The sequence below is a fragment of the Kitasatospora sp. NPDC051702 genome (assembly GCF_040681575.1).
Lineage (GTDB): Bacteria > Actinomycetota > Actinomycetes > Streptomycetales > Streptomycetaceae > Kitasatospora.
The window spans coordinates 12,327-29,378 of sequence record NZ_JBFAZB010000048.1; the positions used below are offsets into that span (position 1 = coordinate 12,327).

Below are 17,052 nucleotides of genomic sequence, written 5' to 3' on the forward strand. Positions count from 1 at the left end.
GCGTCAGCTCCTCTCCGGGCCGTGCGGCCCGCCCGGCTCGTGCGGCTCGTACGGCTCGTACGGCTCCTGCGGCTCCTGCGGGTCGGCGAGGCGGGCGAGCAGCGCCGGGGCGAGGTCGGCCAGGGCGGCCGGGCCGCCGAGGTCCTGGTGGGCGTGGTCGGTGCGGTGGCGCAGCAGCCGGCCGCCGTCCAGGTGGGGCCGCCAGGTCTCCGGCTCCTGCACGGGCCCGCTCCTCTCGGGGACGGCCTCGACGAGCAGCAGGTCGCCGCGGAAGCGGCCGGGGCGGAAGGCCCGGCCGATCCGGACGTTGTTGTCGTAGACCTCGGCGAGCGCGGTCAGGCGGCGCTCGGAGAAGACCGAGAGCGGCGAGTCGGACTCCGCCGCGAGGGCGAGGAACTCCTCGGCCGTCGGCGCGGGCGCGTCGACCGGCCGGTCGACGCCCGACAGCCGCAGCAGGGCGTTGCGGACCTGCCCCTGCTCCAGGAGCACCTCGGCCTCGGTGCGCGCGGGCAGGTCGGCGAGCACGTAGCTGTCGAGGAGGGCGAGCAGGCCCACCTCAGCGCCCTGCTCCTGCAGCCGGGTGGCCACGGCGTGGGCGACCAGTCCGCCGAAGGACCAGCCGAGCAGGTGGTAGGGCCCCTGCGGCCGGACGGCGCGGATCTCCCGCAGGCAGTCCTCGGCGACCTCCTCGACACTGGTCGGCAGCGGGCCCCGGCCGTCGAGGCCCCGGGACTGCAGGACGTAGAGCGGCCGGTCGCCGAGCGGGCCGAGCAGCGCCGCGTACGTCCAGCCGATCCCGGCGGCCGGGTGCACGCAGAACAGCGGCGCGCCGGTGCCGGTCGAGCGCAGCGGCAGCAGCGGGGCCAGCATCGGCTCCAGGCCGTCGGCGGGCGGCTCCGCGGCGGACGGGCCGTCAGGGGACGGGAGCGCCGCGGGCGGGCCGTCGGCGGACGGGAGCGCGGCGGGCGCCGGGAGCGCCTCGGACGTCGGGAGCGCGGCGGGCGTGGCGGCCGACGGCCAGCGGTCGACCAGGCCGAGCGCGCCGACGGCGGTGTCCGGTTCGGCCGCCAGGGTGTCCAACAGGTCCAGCACCCGGGCGAGCAGGGCGTCGGCGGCCGCGGCGTCGACGACGTCCTCCCGGTGCAGGACGTCCAGCTCCAGCGCGCCGCCCCGCGGGATGGCCATCAGGGTCAGCGGGTAGTGGGTGGCCGTCTCGCTGCCGGAGGCGGTGATCCGCACCCCCGGGAGTGCGTCGCGCTGGTCGCCGGCCTGCGGGAAGTTCTCGTACACCAGGACGGTGTCGAAGAGCTCGCCGAGGCCGGTGGCCCGCTGGATCTCCGGGATGCCCAGGTGCTGGTGGGCGATCAGCCGGGCCTGCTCCCGCTGGACCCGCTCCAGCAGCCCGGAGAGCGACTCGTCGGGCCGCAGGGTGACCCGCAGCGGCAGGGTGTCGATCAGGAACCCCAGGACGGACTCCGAGCCCGGCAGCTCCGGCGAGCGGCCGGAGACGATGGTCCCGAACACCACGTCCGGGCGGCCGGTCCGCTCGGCCAGCAGCAGGGCCCAGACGGCCTGCAGCACCGTGTTGAGGGTGACGCCGAGTCCGGCCGCGAGGGCGCCGAGGCGCTCGGTGCGCCGCTCGCCCAGGTCGCGGTAGCGGCGGGACGGCCACCCGGTGGCGGGCGGCGGCCCGGGCGGGGTCAGCAGGGTGGGCTCGGGCGGCCCGGCCAGGGCCTCGCGCCACGCCCGGCGGGCGGCCTCGTGGTCGCGGCCGGCCAGCCAGGCGAGGTGGTCGCGCAGCGGCACCGGGTCCGGCAGCGGCACCGGGTCGGCCGACGGCAGCGGGTCGGGCGGCACGGCCCGTTCCCGGTAGAGCGCGGCTAGTTCGGGCAGGAGCAGCTGGTTGGACCAGCCGTCGACGAGCGTGTGGTGCGCGACGACGACCAGCCGGGACCGGTCCGCCCCCAGGCGCAGCAGGGTGAAGCGGATCAGCGGCGGGTCGGCCGGGTCGAACCGGGTGGTCCGGTCCCGGGCGGCCTCCTGCTCCGTCCGGGCGAGTCGTTCGACCGGGCTCAGGCCGGTGAGGTCCAGCTCGGTGAACGGCGCCGGGCGGTCCGGGACGACCTGGACCGGGCGCCCGCCGGGCAGCCGGACGAACCCGGCCATCAGGTTCGGGTGGCGGCGGCAGAGCGCCTCGACGGCCCCGCGCAGCGCGGCCGCGTCCAGCCGGCCCGCGAAGTCCGTCCACAGCCGCATCACGAAGGCGTCGCCGCCGTCCTGGCCGTGGTGCGCGCTGAACAGCAGCCGTTCCTGGAGCGGGGTCAGCGGCAGCACCTCCCGGTGGCCCGGGAACCGCTCCGCGAGCCAGGCGCGGTCGGCGGCGTCCAGCGGGAGCAGCTCACCGCCGCCGGGGCGGCCGGCTGCTGGGCCGGCCGGGTCGACCGGGGTGGCGACCGCCGCGAGCCCGGCCGGGGTGGGATGGGCGAAGACGTCCTCCGGGGCGAGGGCGAGGCCGGCCCGGCGGGCCCGGCGGAGCAGCTTGATGGAGCGGATGCTGTCCCCGCCGAGGGCGAAGAAGCCGTCGTCCGGGCCGACTTCGGGCAGGCCGAGGACCCCGGCGAACAGCTCGCGCAGCAGCCGGGTGCGGTGCTGCCCGGGGTCGGGGGCCGGGGTCGCCGCGGCAGGGTCCGCGGCGGCCGCGGGGGCGACCGGGTCGGCTGCGGACGGCTCCGTGACAGCCGGGTCCGGGCCGGCGTCCGCCGGCGGGGCGTCGGCGGAGGACGGGGCGTCTGCGTGGGGCGGGACGTCGGCGGAGGACGGGGCGTCTGCGTGGGGCGGGACGTCGGCGGAGGACGGGGCAATCGACCCGGCGGCCAGCTCGGCGAGCGCCCGCCGGTCGGTCTTGCCGTTGGCGTTGGTCGGCAGCGCGTCCAGGAGGACCACCGCGGCCGGCACCACCGCTGCGGGCAGCTCCTCGCCGAGCGCCGCCCGGACGGCCCGCGGGTCGGCCGGGCCGCCCTCCCCGGCGACCAGGAAGGCCGTCGTCCGGCGGTCCCCCTCGCCGTCCTCGGTGGCGACCACCACCGCCTGCCGGACGCCCGGCATGGCCGTCAACCGGGCCTCGATCTCGCCGAGTTCGATCCGGTGGCCGCGGATCTTCACCTGCTGGTCGGTGCGGCCGAGGAACTCCAGCTGCCCGGCGGCGGTCCAGCGGGCGAGGTCCCCGGTGCGGTACATCCGGGCGCCGGGCGGGCCGAACGGATCGGGCAGGAAGCGCTCGGCGGTGGCCCCGGGCCGGTGGGCGTAGCCGCGGGCCAGGTGGTCGCCGGCCAGGTAGAGCTCACCGGTGGCGCCGACGGGCGCGGGCCGCAGGACCGGGTCGAGGACGTGGGCGCGCACGTTGCCGATCGGGGTGCCGATCGGCGGCTCGCCCTCGGCGCCGGGCGGGCACGCCGCGGCCGTCGCGTACACCACGGCCTCGGTGGGCCCGTAGAGGTTGAGCACCCGGGCCCGCGGGTTGCGGTCGTGCACCCGGCGGACCACCTCGGCGGGCAGCGCCTCCCCGCAGAAGACGTAGACGGCGGCCCGCTCGTGCACCCACTCCGCGTCGGCGACCTGCCGGTACACCGACGGCACGGTGTTGACCAGGCTCCCGGACCAGTCGGGGCGCTCCAGCAGCGAGAGCAGGCTGTCGACGAGGTCGACGCCGCCGCCGGTGAACAGCGGCACCAGGAGCTCGAAGACCGACAGGTCGAAGGAGAGCGGGGTCGAGCCGAGCACCCGGGAGAAGGCCTCGGGGCCGAGCTCCGCCACCGCCCAGGCCGCGAGGTTGGCCACCGAACGATGGGTGACCACCACGCCCTTGGGCGTCCCGGTCGAGCCGGAGGTGTACAGGACGTACGCCGCGTTGCCGGGCAGCGGGCCGACGGGGTCGGCCTGCGCCGCCGCGGGCCCGGTGGGCGCACCGGCCTCGTCGAGCAGGACGACGGCGGGGCCGGCCGCCCCCGGCCGCGGGTCCGCCCCCGGCTGCGATTCCGGCTCCGGCTCCGGCTCCGGCTCCGGCTCCGGCTCCGGCTCCGGCAGGAGGGGAGCCAGGTCCGCGGTGGTCAGGACCGCCCGCGGACGGGCGTCCGCGAGCAGGAAGGCCACCCGGCCGCGCGGGTGGGCCGGGTCCACCGGCAGGTAGGCGGCGCCGGCCCTCAGCACCCCCAGCACGGCCGCGACCAACGCGGGGGTGCGCGGCAGCAGCACCGCGACGACGTCCTCGCGGCCGATGCCGAGTCCGGCCAGGTGCCGGGCGATCCGCTCGGAGCACGCGTCCAGGCCCGCGTAGTCCAGCTCGGTGCCCGCGCCGCGCACCGCGACGGCGGCCGGGGTCCGCGCGGCCCGGGCGGCGAACGCCGCCGGCACGGTGGCCGCGGGCACCGCGCGGTCGGTGGCGTTGACCTTCCGCAGCAGGGCGAGCTCCTCCTCGCCGGCCAGGTCGAAGGAGTGCAGCGGCGCGTCGGGCCGCTCCGCCAGCCGCGCCAGCAGCCGGACCGTCCGGCGGTGCGCCGCCGGGTCCGCGCCGTGGCCGCCGGCGGCGACCCGCCACCCGCCGTCCGGGTCGGCCGGCCCGGGGGCGGGGTCGGCGCGCAGCACCAGGCCGGGCAGCGGCTCGCCCCAGGCCCGTGCCAGCACGGCCACCGCCTCCGGACCGTACGCCACCCGCTCGGCGCCGTCGGCGAGCCCGGTGACCAGGCCGTACCCGGAGGACGGGCTCCAGGGCAGGTCGAGGTCGGGGCGGTGGCCGTGCCGGCGGGCCGCCCGCAGCGCCCGGCCGGCCTGCCGCAGGACGTCGGTGAAGCACAGTTCGGGGGCGGCGGCGAGCCGCACCGGGACGACCAGACCGCGGCCGCCGGGGCCCGGCGCGGGCGTCCAGTGGCCGAGCAGCAGGTCCCGTGCGCCGGTCAGCCGGTGCGTGTGGACGGCCGCGGCGGCCAGCAGCACCGCCGCGGGCCCCGCGCCGCCGGCCCGGGCCGCCCGGGCCAGCGCGGCCGGGCCGGCCACCGGCAGCCAGGGCAGCTCGACGGGCGGTGCGCCCGGCCCGGCCGGGCGGGCGCCGGCCGCGGGCTCGGGGGCGGCCAGCCCGGCCAGGGCCTGCCGCCAGTGCGCCCGGTCGGCGGGCCGCTCGCCCTCCGGCTCCGGGACGGCCGGGCGGGCGCCGGCCGGGGGCGGGGCGGCCTCGCCGTCCGCGGCGTACAGCTCGGCGGCCCGGCGGACCAGTGCGGCCAGCCCGCCGTCGTCGTCGAGCAGCCGGTGGTGGCGCTGGAACCAGAGCAGCCCGCCGTCCGGACGGCGGATCAGCACGTGGCGCAGCAGGGGCCCGCGGGCGAGGTCGAGCGGGCGGCTGAGTTCGGCGGCGGTCCAGCCGTCCAGGTCCGCCGGGTCGAGGTCGAGCAGTTCGACCGCGAGCGGGCGGGCCGGGCCGGGCGGGAGGCACAGCGCGGCCCCGCCCGGGGCGCCGGGGCGGTCGGTGCGCAGGGCGGCGCGCAGGTCCGGGCGTTCGGCCAGCGCCCGGGCCACGGCGCGGCGCAGCCGGTCGGGTGCGATCCGGCCCTCGAACCGGACCAGGCGCGCCACGCAGTCGGTGGCCAGGCCGGGGGTGTCCCGCAGGACGGCCCGGCGGGCGGCGTCGAGCGGGGCGGCGTCGAGCGGGGTGGGGGTGGAGCTGCTCATCGGGCGTCCCTCCGGGCGGCGTCGGTCTGCGGGGGTGCGGCCGCGGTCGGCCGGGTGCCGACCGGGGCCGGGCCCGGCTCCGGGTCGGCGTGTTCGGCCGCCACGTCGTGGACGGGCCGGTCTGGCTCGGCGAGCAGGCCGCGCAGCAGCTCGCGCAGGGCGGTGGCGAAGCCGGCGGCGGTCGACGGGTCGAAGAGCTCCGGGGCGTAGTGGACGGTCAGGGCGGTCGGGCCGCCGCCCGGCCCGGACCGCCAGGCCAGGTCGAGTTCGGCCGGCCCTGGGCCCTGGGTGGCCGGGCCGTCCTGGTCCGGGCCGTCCTGGTCCGGGCCGTCCTGGTCCGAACCTCCGAACTCACCGCTGTCGCGTCCGTCGCCGCGGTCGCCGCGGGAGCGGACGGTCGGTTCGGCTCCGGGGGCGGCCACCGCGGCGGTGGCGGTCCGCTCGACCAGGGCGGCGAAGCCGGGTTCGTCGGAGAGGTCGGCCCTCAGCAGGGTGCCGCCGGGCAGGCCGACCGCCACCTCGTCCTCTCCTGAGATCCACGAGAGCAGCACCAGCCAGCCGGCCCGCAGCACCCGCTCGGGGTCGGTGCCGAAGGCCTCGACCGCCTCCCGGAGCGGCTGGTCGACCGGGGTGGTGGCGGCGCGTGCGGCGGCGACGGGGCTGCCCGGGCGGGGGCGGTCGGTGGGGACGTCCAGCCGGACGGGTCCGGAGGGGACCGGTCCACGGGGGGCCGGTTCGCCGGGGGCCTGGGCGGCACCCGGGGCCGGGGCCCACAGCCCGGCGAGCGGCGCGGTGCCGTCGGCCGCGACGAGTTCGCCGAGCAGCGCGGTGTACTCCGCGGCGAACGCGGCCGCCGTCGCGGCGGTGAACAGCTGGGTGCTGAACTCCAGGCAGGCGGTCATCGCGTCGTCGCCGGCCCGGTCGGAGGTGATCAGCGTGAGGTCGAACTTGGCGGTGCCGCCGGGCAGGCCGCCGAAGAGGTTGGCACGGGTGTGCCCGGTGTCGAAGTACCCGGTGGAGGTGCCCTCGATCCGCTGGATCGGCGGCAGCTCCTGGTGCACGAAGAAGACGTCGAACAGCGGGCTGCGGCCCGGGTCGCGCTCCGCCGTCAGGGCCTGGACGACCTTGTCGAACGGGATCTCCTGGTGCTCCAGGGCCTCCAGCACCACGGTGCGCACCCGGCGCAGGAAGCCGGCCACCGACGGGTCGCCGGAGAGGTCGGCGCGCAGCGCCACGGTGCTGTTGAAGAAGCCGATCAGGCCCTCCAGTTCGGGCCGGTTGCGCCCGGTGGTCGGGGTGCCGACGACCAGGTCGTCCTGCTCGCTGTGGCGGGCCAGCAGCAGGTAGAGGCCGGCGAGCAGGACCACGAAGAGGGTCGCGGAGTGCTCGGCCGCGAGCCGGCGCAGCTCGCGCATCAGCTCGGCGTCCAGGGTGAAGACGGCCAGGTCCCCGGCGTAGTCCTTGCGGGCCGGGCGGGGGTGGTCGGTGGGCAGCCGCAGCACGGGGGCGTCCCGCAGCTTCTCCCGCCAGTAGGCGAGCTCGCCGTCCAGGGCGGGGCCGGCCACCAGGTCCCGCTGCCAGGCGGCGTAGTCGGCGAACTGGACCGGCAGCGGCGCGAGGCGGTGCGGGCGGCCCTCGCGGCGGGCGGCGTGGAGTTCGGGCAGCTCGCGGGCGAAGATCCGCGGGGAGGCGCCGTCGTTGACGGCGTGGTGCATGGTCACCTGGAGCACGTGCTCCTCGGGGGCGGTGCGGACCACGAGCACCCGCACCAGCGGGTCGTGGGCCAGGTCGAAGCGGTGCCCGGCGGCCCGCCGGACCAGCTCCCGGGCGGCGGCCTGCGGATCCGGCTCGCCCGAGACGTCCCGGAAGGCGAAGAAGTCCCCGGGCTCGGGCCGCAGGCGCAGCACCGGCTGGTCGTCCTCCTCGACGAAGTTGGACCGCAGCACCTCGTGGCGCAGCATCAGGTCGTGCCACATGCCGCGGACGGCGTCGACGTCGAGCGGGCCGCTGATCCGGCTGACCATCGGCAGGTTGTAGAGGGTGGTGTCCGGGTCGAGCTGGTGGTGGAACCAGATCCGGTCCTGGCCGAAGGAGGTGACCGCGGCGCCGCGCGGGACGACCGGGGGCAGGGCGGGGGCGGACGGGCGGCCCGCCCTGGCCCGGATGAGCGCGGCGAGGGCGCCGACCTCGGGGTGCTCGTAGACGTCGAGCAGCTTGGGGCGGAAGCCGAAGCGGGCCTCGACGCGGTCGGCGAGCTGCAGGGCGATGATCGAGTTGCCGCCGAGCTCGAAGTAGTGGTCGGCCGGGCCGAGCGGCTGCTCACTGTGCAGCAGTTCGGCCAGCACGCCGGCGAGCCAGGGCTGCGGGTCCTCCGGCCGCTCGACGGGGGCGGGCGCGACGGCGGTGGCGGGCGCGGCAGCGGTGGCGGGCGCGGCAGCGATGGCGGGCGCGGCAGCGATGGCGGCAGCGGACGGGACGAGCGCGGCGGGTGCGGCCGGCGGCCGGAGCCAGCACGGGGTGGCGGCCAGCGGGTGCCCGGGCAGCCGCAGCCGGCGGGCCGTACCGGGGGCGGGGCCGAGCGCGGCCCAGTCGAGCTCGACGCCGGCCTCGTACAGCCGGCCGAGCAGGGCCTCGAATCCGTCGGCGGCCGTGCCCGCACCCGCGGCCGCGGCCTCGGCCTCGGCCTCGGCGGGGACGGTCACCAGCCGGGCGCCGTCCTGCCCGTGCGGACCGAACCGCTCGGCGAGCAGCCGGCCGAGCACCCCGCCCGGGCCGGGGTCGACGAACACCACCGGTCCGGCGGCGGTGAGCCGCTCGGCGGCCGCGACCAGGCGGTCCCGGTCCGGCGGCGGGGCCTCGACGCCGGCGGCGAGCTCCCGGGTGTCCGCGGCGGTGAGGGTGCCGAGCAGGTGCCGGGCCGCGTAGCGGGACACGCCGCTGCTGAGCACCGTCTCGACCGGCACGCCGGCGGCCAGCAGGGCGCGGTGGAGGGCCAGTTGACCGGCCAGGAGTTCGGCCTCCACCCGGCCGGTGGCGGGCAGGTCCGCGGGCAGCGGCGCCGGGCCGGGGGCGACGGGGGCGGCGTCCGGGGAGAGCAGCAGACAGACGGCGGGCGGCCCGCCGCGGCCGCCGGGCGCGGCGTCGGCGACCGGCTCGCCCGGCCCCGGAGCCCGGTCGGCGAGGGCGCGGGCCAGTCCGGCGGTGTCCCGGGCCGCCACGGCGAGCCGGTACCGGTGGTGGGCGCGCCCGGAGTTGAGGGTGTGGGCGACGTCGTCGAGGTCGGCGCCGGCGGCCGGTCCGGCCAGGGCGGCGCCGAGGTCCGCGCAGAGCGCGGCCAGCGCGGGGCGGCTGCGGGCGGAGACCGCGACCAGCCGGGCCGGACGCGGCCCTTCGGCCCGGCGCGGCGCGGCGGGCGCGGGCGCGGGCGGCCGCTGGACGACGCAGTGGGCGTTGATGCCGGCCAGGCTGTACGAGCTGACGCCCGCGATCCGCTCCGCGCCTTCCCAGGGCCGCAGTTCGGTGACCACCTCGACGGGGTCGAGGGCCGCCGCGTCCACCGGCCGGCGGAAGTGCAGCGAGGGGTAGAGCTCGCCGTGCCCGACCGCGAGGACGGCCTTGACCAGGCCGGCGATCCCGGCGGCGTGGTCGAGGTGGCCGATGTTGGTCTTGACCGAGCCGATCGGCAGCCGCCGGCCCCGCCCGCCGAAGCCGCGGGTGCCGAACACCTGCCCCAGGCCCTCCAGTTCGACGGCGTCGCCGAGCCGGGTGCCGGAGCCGTGCGCCTCCAGGTAGCCGGCCAGCGCCGGGTCGAGGCCGGCGGCGCGCCAGGCGGCGCCGATGACGGCCGCGTGGGCGGGCGCGCTCGGGGTGCTGATGGTGGCGGCGGCCCGGCCGTTGTGCCGGACGGCGCTGCCGCGGAGGACGGCGTGCACGGGCGCGCCGTCGGCACGGGCCCGGCCGAGGGTGGTGAGCAGCAGGACGGCGCCGCCCTCTCCGCTCACCGTGCCGTCGGCGTCGGCGTCGAAGGCCCGGCAGCGCCCGCCCGGGGAGACCAGTTCGGTCATCCCCTCGGTCTGCGGGGCGGGCAGGCCCTCGGGGCGCAGGCTGAAGCCCCCGGCGAGCGCGTACGCGGCCTCGCCGTCGCGCAGTTCGCGGCAGGCCTGGTGGACGGCGACGAGCGAGCCGTTGCAGCCGGTGTCGACGGCGTAGCAGGGGCCGGTGAAGCCGAGCACGTGGGCGATCCGGGCGGGCAGCGCGAAGGGGACGTTGCCGAGGGCGCCGAGCGGGCCGGGTTCGGCGGCGGCGGCCCGGTAGCCGGACGCGGCGGCGCTGAGCACCACGGCCACCGGGTGCCCGCGCAGGGCGTCCACGGGGTAGCCGGCGTCCTCGACGGCCCGGTGGGCGAGGACCAGGGCGATCCGGTGCTGCGGGTCCATCAGGGCGGCCTCGCGCCGGGAGAGGCCGAAGAACGCGTGGTCGAAGGTGTGGACGTCGGCGAGGTGGCCCATCGGGAGGCGGTGGGCGTCCGGGTCGAGTCCGGTGGCGGCGGCCCGGGCGGCCGGCATGGCGCCCACCGAGTCCCGGCCGGCGGCGAGGTTGGCGCGGAAGGCGGCCAGGTCGTCGGCGTCGGGGAAGCGGGCGCCGATGCCGACGACCGCGATGTCGGTGTCGCGGGGCGCCGTCGTGGGGCTGGTGGTCACTGTCTCTGCTCCCGTTCCTCGGGCTCGGTGCGCGTTCGCCGGTTCGTCCGTCAGACCTCGTACGCGGTGCCCGGTCCGGGGCCCGGGTGCTCCGGCGGGCCGGGCGGCGGGGCCGTGGCGGCGACGGCGGCGGCCTGGTCGGCGACGGTGCGCAGGTCGAAGAGCCGGCCGACCCGGACGGCGCCGGGCCAGGTGCGCTCGAGCCGCAGGTGCAGGTCGACCACGCGCCGGGAGTTGCCGCCGACGGCGAAGAAGTCGTCCCGGGGCCCGAAGTCGCGGTGGCCGAGGACGTCCGCCCAGAACCCGGTCACCACCGCCACGGCGGCACCGGTGCCCCGGTCCTGGCCTACCGGGGCCTCTCCGTCCACGCCCCCGCCCTCCACGCCCCCGCCGTCCGGGCCCCCGGCCTGCGGTACCGCCGGGAGCAGCGCGCGCAGCGCCCGCAGGTCGGTCTTTCCGGACGGCGCCAGCGGGAACGCCGCCACCCGGACGAACCGCTCGGGCACCGCCGGCCCGCCGACCAGGGCCGCGCAGTGCGCGACCAGCTCCCCCGCCCCCGGGCCGGGCGCGGCCTGGTCCACCGGGGACCAGAAGGCCGCCAGCGCGGTGCCGCCCGCCGGGTCGGCGACGGCGAGCACCGCGGCCTGCCGCACGGCGGGGTGGCGGGCCAGGGCCGCCTCCACCTCCTCCCGCTCGACCCGGACCCCGCGCACCTTGAGCTGCCCGTCGGCCCGGCCGCGGAAGACCAGGGCGCCGGTGGCGTCGACCGCGGCGAGGTCGCCGGTGCGGTACATCCGGGCGCCGGGGGCGGGCGCGAACGGGTCCGGGACGAAACGCAGCGCGGTGTCGACGGGCCGGCCGGCGTAGCCCTCGGCGACCTGCGGGCCGGCCACGTACAGTTCGCCGGTCCGCCCGGGCGGCACCGGCGCCAGTCGCCCGTCCAGCAGGTGGATCCGGGCCCCGGCGGTGGGGCGCCCGATCGGGACGGGGTCGGCCGGCGCGGGCGGGACGTCGTGGGCGACCACCGTCACGGTGGTCTCGGTGGCCCCGTACTCGTTGCGCAGTGCGGTGCCCGGCAGGACGGCGCGGTGGCGGGCGGCCTGCGCGGCCGGCAGGGCCTCGCCGCCGACGATCCACCGGCGCAGGTGGCTGTCGGCGCCCGCCAGGTACGGCAGCATCAGCCGGTGGAAGGAGGGCGGGCAGACCGCCACCTCGACCCGGTGGCGCCGCACCAGGGCGGCGCAGGCCTCCGGGTCGGGCAGGGCCCGCTCGTCCGGCAGCACCGCGGTGCCGCCGCCGCACAGCGTGTGGAGCAGCATCAGCAGCGGGCCGTCCCAGGAGAGCCGGGAGGCGGTGAAGGTGGTCGCGGCGGGGTCCTCGTCGCGGGAGGCGACCAGCGCGGCGAGGGCGCCCCGGGAGACCAGGACGGCCTTGGGCTCGCCGGTGGTGCCGGAGGTGGTGACGGCGTAGGCGGGCGCGGAGGCGGGCGCGGCGGCGTCCGGGAGCGGGCCGGCGGCCGGCGCGGGGCCGGTCTCGGGCACCAGGGCGACCGGCCGGCCGCAGCCGGCCACCAGCTCGCGGACGGCGGCGGGGGCCGTGGCCCGGTCCGCCTCGTCGTGCACCAGGACGCCGCAGCCGCCGTCGCGCAGCAGCGCGCGGACCGCGGCGGCGGGCCGGTCGGGTTCCAGGACGCACCAGGCGGCGCCGAGCCGCAGGGCGGCCAGCATGCCGACGACGGTCCGCACCCCCTGACGGCGGTGGACCAGCACCAGCCCGCCGGGGGCGGCGCCGGCCGCGGCCAGCCGGGCGGCCAGCTCCCGGGTCGCGACGTCGAGCCGCCGGTACGTCAGGGACTCCCCGCCGACCACCACGGCCGTCCGGTCCGGCACCGTGCGGAACCGTTCCCGGATCAGGTCGAGCACGTCGGCGGCCGGCCGCCCGGCGGTCACGGCCGCGTCCCGTAGGCGTGGAAGCCCAGCCCGGTCTTGCGGCCGAGGTGACCGCGGCGCACCAGGTCGAGCAGCAGCCCGCAGGGCCGGTAGCGCTCGTCCCCGGTGGTCTCCAGCAGGACGTCGAGGGTGTCCACGATGGTGTCGAGCCCGATCAGGTCCGCGGTGCGCAGCGGCCCCATGGCGTGGCCGAAGCAGTCCTGGAAGATCAGGTCGACGGTCTCCGCGTCGGCCACGCCCTCCTGCACCCGGGCGGCCGCGTCGTTGACCATCGGCATCAGCACCCGGTTGGAGACGAAGCCCGGCGAGTCGCGCACCACGTGGGCGCGGCGGCCGACCCCGGCGAGCAGGGCGAGGGTGGTCTCCAGCGTCCGGGCGGTGGTCGCCGGGCCGCGCACCACCTCGACGGTCTCCTTGAGGTAGGCGGGGTTCATGAAGTGGGTGGCGAGCACCCGGTCGGGCCGGTCGGTGTAGGAGGCGAGCTGGCGGACCGGGACGGCCGAGGTGCAGGAGGCGAAGACCGTCTCGGGGGCGCAGACCTCGTCGAGCTCCCGGAGCACCCGCTCCTTGACGGAGAGCCGCTCGGAGGCGCACTCCACGACGAATCCGGCCTCCGCCAGGCGGCCGAACTCGTCCGTCCAGCGGACCAGTCCGACGGTCTCCGCGGCCGTGGGCCGGGCCTCGTCGGCGGCCGGTCGGCGGCCCAGCAGGCGCGCGGCCCGCAGGCCGTCCCGCAGCCGGCCCGGGGCGGCGTCGAGGGCGGGGCGGTGGCGGTCGACCACCACCACCGGGTGCCCGGCCGAGGCGAAGACCTGGGCGACGGCGGTGCCCATGGTGCCGGCGCCGACGATCCCGACCGGGATCCGTCCTGCGGTGCCCGCACCGCTCCCGGCGGTGTCCCGGGGCGTGGTGTCCTGCGTGTGCACGGTGTCCTTCCTGGTCACGGCGTGGCCGGGGGTTCGGGGCGGGCCGCCGGCCCGGGGCCGGCAGGGGCGGGCCGCAAGGATTCGGCGGGCCCCCGGGTGTCGGCGGGCGGCGGGGTCTCGGCGGGCACCGGGGCTTCGGCGGGCGCCGGGGTGATGAGCCGCAGGTGGCCCGGGGGCGGGGGCGGCGGGGCGGCCGGCGGGTAGCCGAGCAGCAGCCGCCCCTCCTCCGCCGGGCCCAGCACGGTGAACCCGGCGAAGCGGAGGTTGACCAGCATCACCCGGTTGACCTCGGTCGGGACGAACTCGGCCAGGGGGCGCCGCCCTTCGGCGAGCGCGCTGCGCACCACGTGGCCGATCAGCGCCGGGCCGACGCCCCGGGACATCACCCGGCAGGAGAGCAGCAGCAGCCGCAGGAGCTCCGCCGGTTCGGCCGGGCCCTCCCCCGCGGCGTACCGGATGCGCTCGCTGAGCGCGAGGCCGATCGTGCCGTAGTCGCCGAAGCGGTCGGTCAGTTCGGCGACCAGCACCCGGTGGTCCGGCGAGCCGCACAGCGCCCGCAGCCGCGCCAGGTCGTAGGTGCGGCCGGTGGTGTTCAACTGATGGGTACGGACGGTGAGTTCGTGCGCCCGGGCGAGGTCGCCCGGCTCGGCGCGCCGGACGGTCAGCGTCAGGTCGAGCGAGGCCAGGAACTCCTGCGGCGTGCCCTGGTACTCGCCCCCGGCCTGCGCGCGCCGGGCCTCGGCCCGGTAGCGCAGCCGCCGCTCGCGGGCGTCGGCGGTGACGAACGGCGGCCGGAACTCCGGCAGTCCGGCCAGCGCCCCGACCTGCTCGGCCGGGTAGCAGCGCACCTCCGGGTGGGCGGCGGCCACCTCGGCGCGCTCGACCGGGTCGTTGTCGACGAAGGCGACGGTGTCCAGGCCGATGCCGATCGCCTCGGCGATCCGCCGCACGGCACCGGACTTCGGGCCCCAGCCGACCTCCAGCACGGTGAACAGTTCGTGCAGGCCGAGCCGTTCCAGGTGGGCGGTGGCGGCGGCCCGGTCGCTCCGGCTGGCGACGGCGTGCAGCACGCCGCGCCCGTCCAGCTCCCGCAGCGCGGCGGTGGCGGCCGGGAACGGCGCCGGGTCGTCGCCCTCCAGCACGGTGCCGTCCCACAGGGTGTCGTCGAGGTCCCAGACCAGGACCTTGACGGTCGGCCGCTCCGGCCCGGCCCCGCCGCCCGGCGCGGTGGCCCCGCGCGGGGCGCTCATCGGCGCACCGCCCGGCGCAACAGCCGGTCGGCGAGGTGCAGTTCGGCCAGCTGCGGACTGCCCTCGATGATCTCCATCACCTTGGCGTCCCGGTAGAACCGGCCCGGCCGGCCCCCCGGTTCGCAGCCCGCCGAGCCGAGCACCTGCACGGCCCGGTCGGCGACCGCCTTCGCCGCCCCGGCCGCCGCGTACTTGGCGGCCACCGTCTCGGTGACGGCGCCCAGCGGCGAGCCGGCCCGGGCCTGGGCGGCCCGTTCGGCCAGGGCCCGGGCGGCCGCCGCGTCGACGGCCGAGCGGGCGAGCAGGGAGCGCACCAGCTGGTGCTCGGCCAGCGGGACCCCGCCCTGGACCCGCCGCACGGCGTGCTCGACGGCGTCCGCCAGGCAGGCCTCCGCCATGCCGACGCAGCCCCAGGCCACCGTGAAGCGGCCGTGGTCCAGGGCCACCGCCGCGGTGTGGGTCAGGCCCGCCCCGGCCGGCGCCACCAGGTTCTCCCGCGGCACCCGCACCCGGTCGAAGGTGAGGTGGGCGATCCGCGCGGCGCGCAGGCCGAGCTGGCCGGCGACGGGCTCGCGGCCGATCCCGGCGCGGTCGCCCTCCACCAGGACGGCGGTCGGGCCGGCGGCGGTGCGCCCGAGCACCAGCAGGAGGTCGGCGCTCTGCCCGAAGGTCACCCACCGCTTGGCGCCGGTGACCACCAGCTGCTCGCCGTCGTCCTCGATCCGGGTGCCGACCTCGGCGAGCGCGCTGCCCGCCTCCCGCTCGGTGGCGGCGAAGCCGGCGAGCCGCTCGCCGGAGGCCAGGGCGGGCAGCCAGCGCTCGCGCTGGGCGGCGCTGCCCCAGCGCAGCAGGGCGGCCGCCGTCATGCCCTGGACGGTGAGCAGCGCGCGCAGGGCGCCGCAGACGCCGCCCAGGTGCGCGACCGCCTCGCCGAGCTGGACGGGCGTGGCGCCGGCTCCGCCGTGGCGGGCCGGCAGGTCGGGTGCGAGCAGCCCGGCGGCGGCGACCGCGCGGACCGCCTCGTCGGGCAGGGCGCCCCGCTCGTCCCAGCGGCCGGCGTCCTCGCGCACCGCGGCGGCCAGGTCGGCGGCGGCGTCCACCACGGAGACGTCCGGGACGGCCGCGGGGACGTCCGGCACGGCCGCGGGGAGCCCCGGGGCGCCCGCGGGCCGCGGTGCGTCCGGGCCGGCCGGCCGGGCGCCGCTAGCCGCGGGCGGCACGGCCGGCGCCCGTCTCGTCGCCCGCGGCGGGCCCGCCGTGCTTGCCCGCGACCAGCGCGGCGATCCGTTCGGCGGTGCGGAAGTTGTCCAGTTCGAGGTCCTCCACCTCGATCCGGATCCCGAACCGCTCCTCGACGAAGACCACCAGCTCCAGGGCGAACAGCGAGTCCGCGAGGCCCAGGGCGAAGTAGTCCTCGTCCGGTTCCACCGGCCGGCGCAGGGCGACGGTCAGGAACTCCCGTATCTCGATTGCGGTGTCGGTCACGCGGTGCTCTCCCAGGGTCCGATTTCCACCAGCAGCAGGTTCCAGGCCGCCACCGGGCTGACGTTGACCAGCACGACCCGGTCGCCCTCGGCCAGCCGCCGGTTCGCCAGCGCCGTCCAGAGGTTGAGGAGGACGTCGTTCGGGCCGAGGTGGCCGTAGCGGGCCAGGTTCTCCCGGCACTCCGGCAGCAGTTCGACGTCCAGCGACTCCTCCAGGAAGCGCAGCCCGCCCGCGGAGAGGTTCTGGCTGGCGTAGCCCGCGACGTCGGCGCGGTCGAGGCCGTGCCGCTTCAGCAGGCCCGCCAGGAGCGCGGCGAGCCGGTTCCTGGTCTCGACGGCGAGCCGGAAGGAGTAGCCGGGCAGGTCGCGGCACTCCTCCCGCCACTGCTCCCAGGGGCGGTCCCGGTAGTCGACCCGGAAGAGGTCCCAGTGGGCCCCGTTGGTCTCCTGGACGAGGTCGAGGATCCGGACCGGACCGGTGCGGGCGAGCAGCAGGGCCTGGCCGGCGTCGCCGTTGACGGTGACGGGGTGCCGGTAGCGGCCGGGGGTGGCCGGGGTGGAGGCGTGGGCGACCAGCACGTGGTGCAGGTCCGGGTCGGCGGCGAGCAGGCCCCGGGCGGCCAGCAGGGCCGGCCCGAGCGAGACGCAGCCGAGGCCGCCGACGCCGAAGGCGAGGGCCCGGTCGGCGCCCAGCCGGGCCTGCAGCCTGGTGACCTCGGAGCTGATCAGCGTCTCGGGCGCGCGGGACTCGACGACGACCAGGGCGCCCAGGTCCTGCGCGGCGACACCGGCGCGGGCGAGCGCGCCGCGGCAGGCCCGTTCGGCCATCGCGGTGGCGCCGAGCCCCGTGTCGACGGCCACCGTGTCGATCCCGAGGCCGGCGAGGACGGTTCTGCGCTCGCGGTCCAGGCCCTCGCGTTCGGCCAGCTCGCCGACCGGCACCCGGTGCTCCGGCAGGTGCCAGGCCGCGGCGCGGACCGCGAGCGGGGCGGGCGCGCCGCCCGGGCTCGTCGTCACCATCGGGT

General features: G+C 78.8%; 8 protein-coding genes. All 8 read right to left on the reverse strand.

The window, feature by feature from the left end; translation table 11 throughout:
• Positions 1-3: 3 nt before the first annotated feature.
• Positions 4-5,718, reverse strand: a complete 5,715-nt coding sequence (locus tag AB0N04_RS30965; RefSeq protein WP_360214104.1) for an amino acid adenylation domain-containing protein — start codon at positions 5,716-5,718, stop codon at positions 4-6.
• Complete coding sequence (locus tag AB0N04_RS30970) at positions 5,715-10,418, reverse strand: condensation domain-containing protein (protein ID WP_360214102.1); 4,704 nt, start codon at positions 10,416-10,418, stop codon at positions 5,715-5,717. Before AB0N04_RS30970 ends, AB0N04_RS30965 begins: the two co-directional genes overlap by 4 nt.
• Positions 10,419-10,468: 50 nt before the next feature.
• Positions 10,469-12,367: a non-ribosomal peptide synthetase gene (locus AB0N04_RS30975; RefSeq protein ID WP_360214100.1), complete on the reverse strand. Its 1,899-nt coding sequence runs from the start codon at positions 12,365-12,367 to the stop codon at positions 10,469-10,471.
• Positions 12,364-13,293 (reverse strand): 3-hydroxyacyl-CoA dehydrogenase family protein, encoded by a 930-nt coding sequence (locus AB0N04_RS30980; RefSeq protein ID WP_360214098.1) that lies wholly within the window; start codon positions 13,291-13,293, stop codon positions 12,364-12,366. Before AB0N04_RS30980 ends, AB0N04_RS30975 begins: the two co-directional genes overlap by 4 nt.
• 14 nt (positions 13,294-13,307) lie before the next feature.
• Positions 13,308-14,543, reverse strand: coding sequence for an HAD-IIIC family phosphatase (locus AB0N04_RS30985; protein ID WP_360214096.1), 1,236 nt, complete (start codon positions 14,541-14,543; stop codon positions 13,308-13,310).
• On the reverse strand, positions 14,540-15,682 hold the full coding sequence (locus tag AB0N04_RS30990) for an acyl-CoA dehydrogenase family protein (RefSeq protein ID WP_360214094.1): 1,143 nt from the start codon (positions 15,680-15,682) through the stop codon (positions 14,540-14,542). The genes AB0N04_RS30985 and AB0N04_RS30990 overlap by 4 nt, the downstream gene beginning before the upstream one ends.
• 64 nt (positions 15,683-15,746) lie before the next feature.
• Positions 15,747-16,028 (reverse strand): acyl carrier protein, encoded by a 282-nt coding sequence (locus AB0N04_RS30995; RefSeq protein ID WP_360214092.1) that lies wholly within the window; start codon positions 16,026-16,028, stop codon positions 15,747-15,749.
• Complete coding sequence (locus AB0N04_RS31000; RefSeq protein WP_360214090.1) at positions 16,025-17,047, reverse strand: 3-oxoacyl-ACP synthase; 1,023 nt, start codon at positions 17,045-17,047, stop codon at positions 16,025-16,027. The genes AB0N04_RS30995 and AB0N04_RS31000 overlap by 4 nt, the downstream gene beginning before the upstream one ends.
• Positions 17,048-17,052: the final 5 nt, after the last annotated feature.

Bases quoted from the DNA above. Each gene is read 5' to 3' on its own strand.
- AB0N04_RS31000 (WP_360214090.1), bottom strand. From the start codon at position 17,047: ATGGTGACGACGAGCCCGGGCGGCGCGCCCGCCCCGCTCGCGGTCCGC.
- AB0N04_RS30985 (WP_360214096.1), bottom strand. From the start codon at position 14,543: ATGAGCGCCCCGCGCGGGGCCACCGCGCCGGGCGGCGGGGCCGGGCCG.
- AB0N04_RS30965 (WP_360214104.1), bottom strand. From the start codon at position 5,718: ATGAGCAGCTCCACCCCCACCCCGCTCGACGCCGCCCCGCTCGACGCC.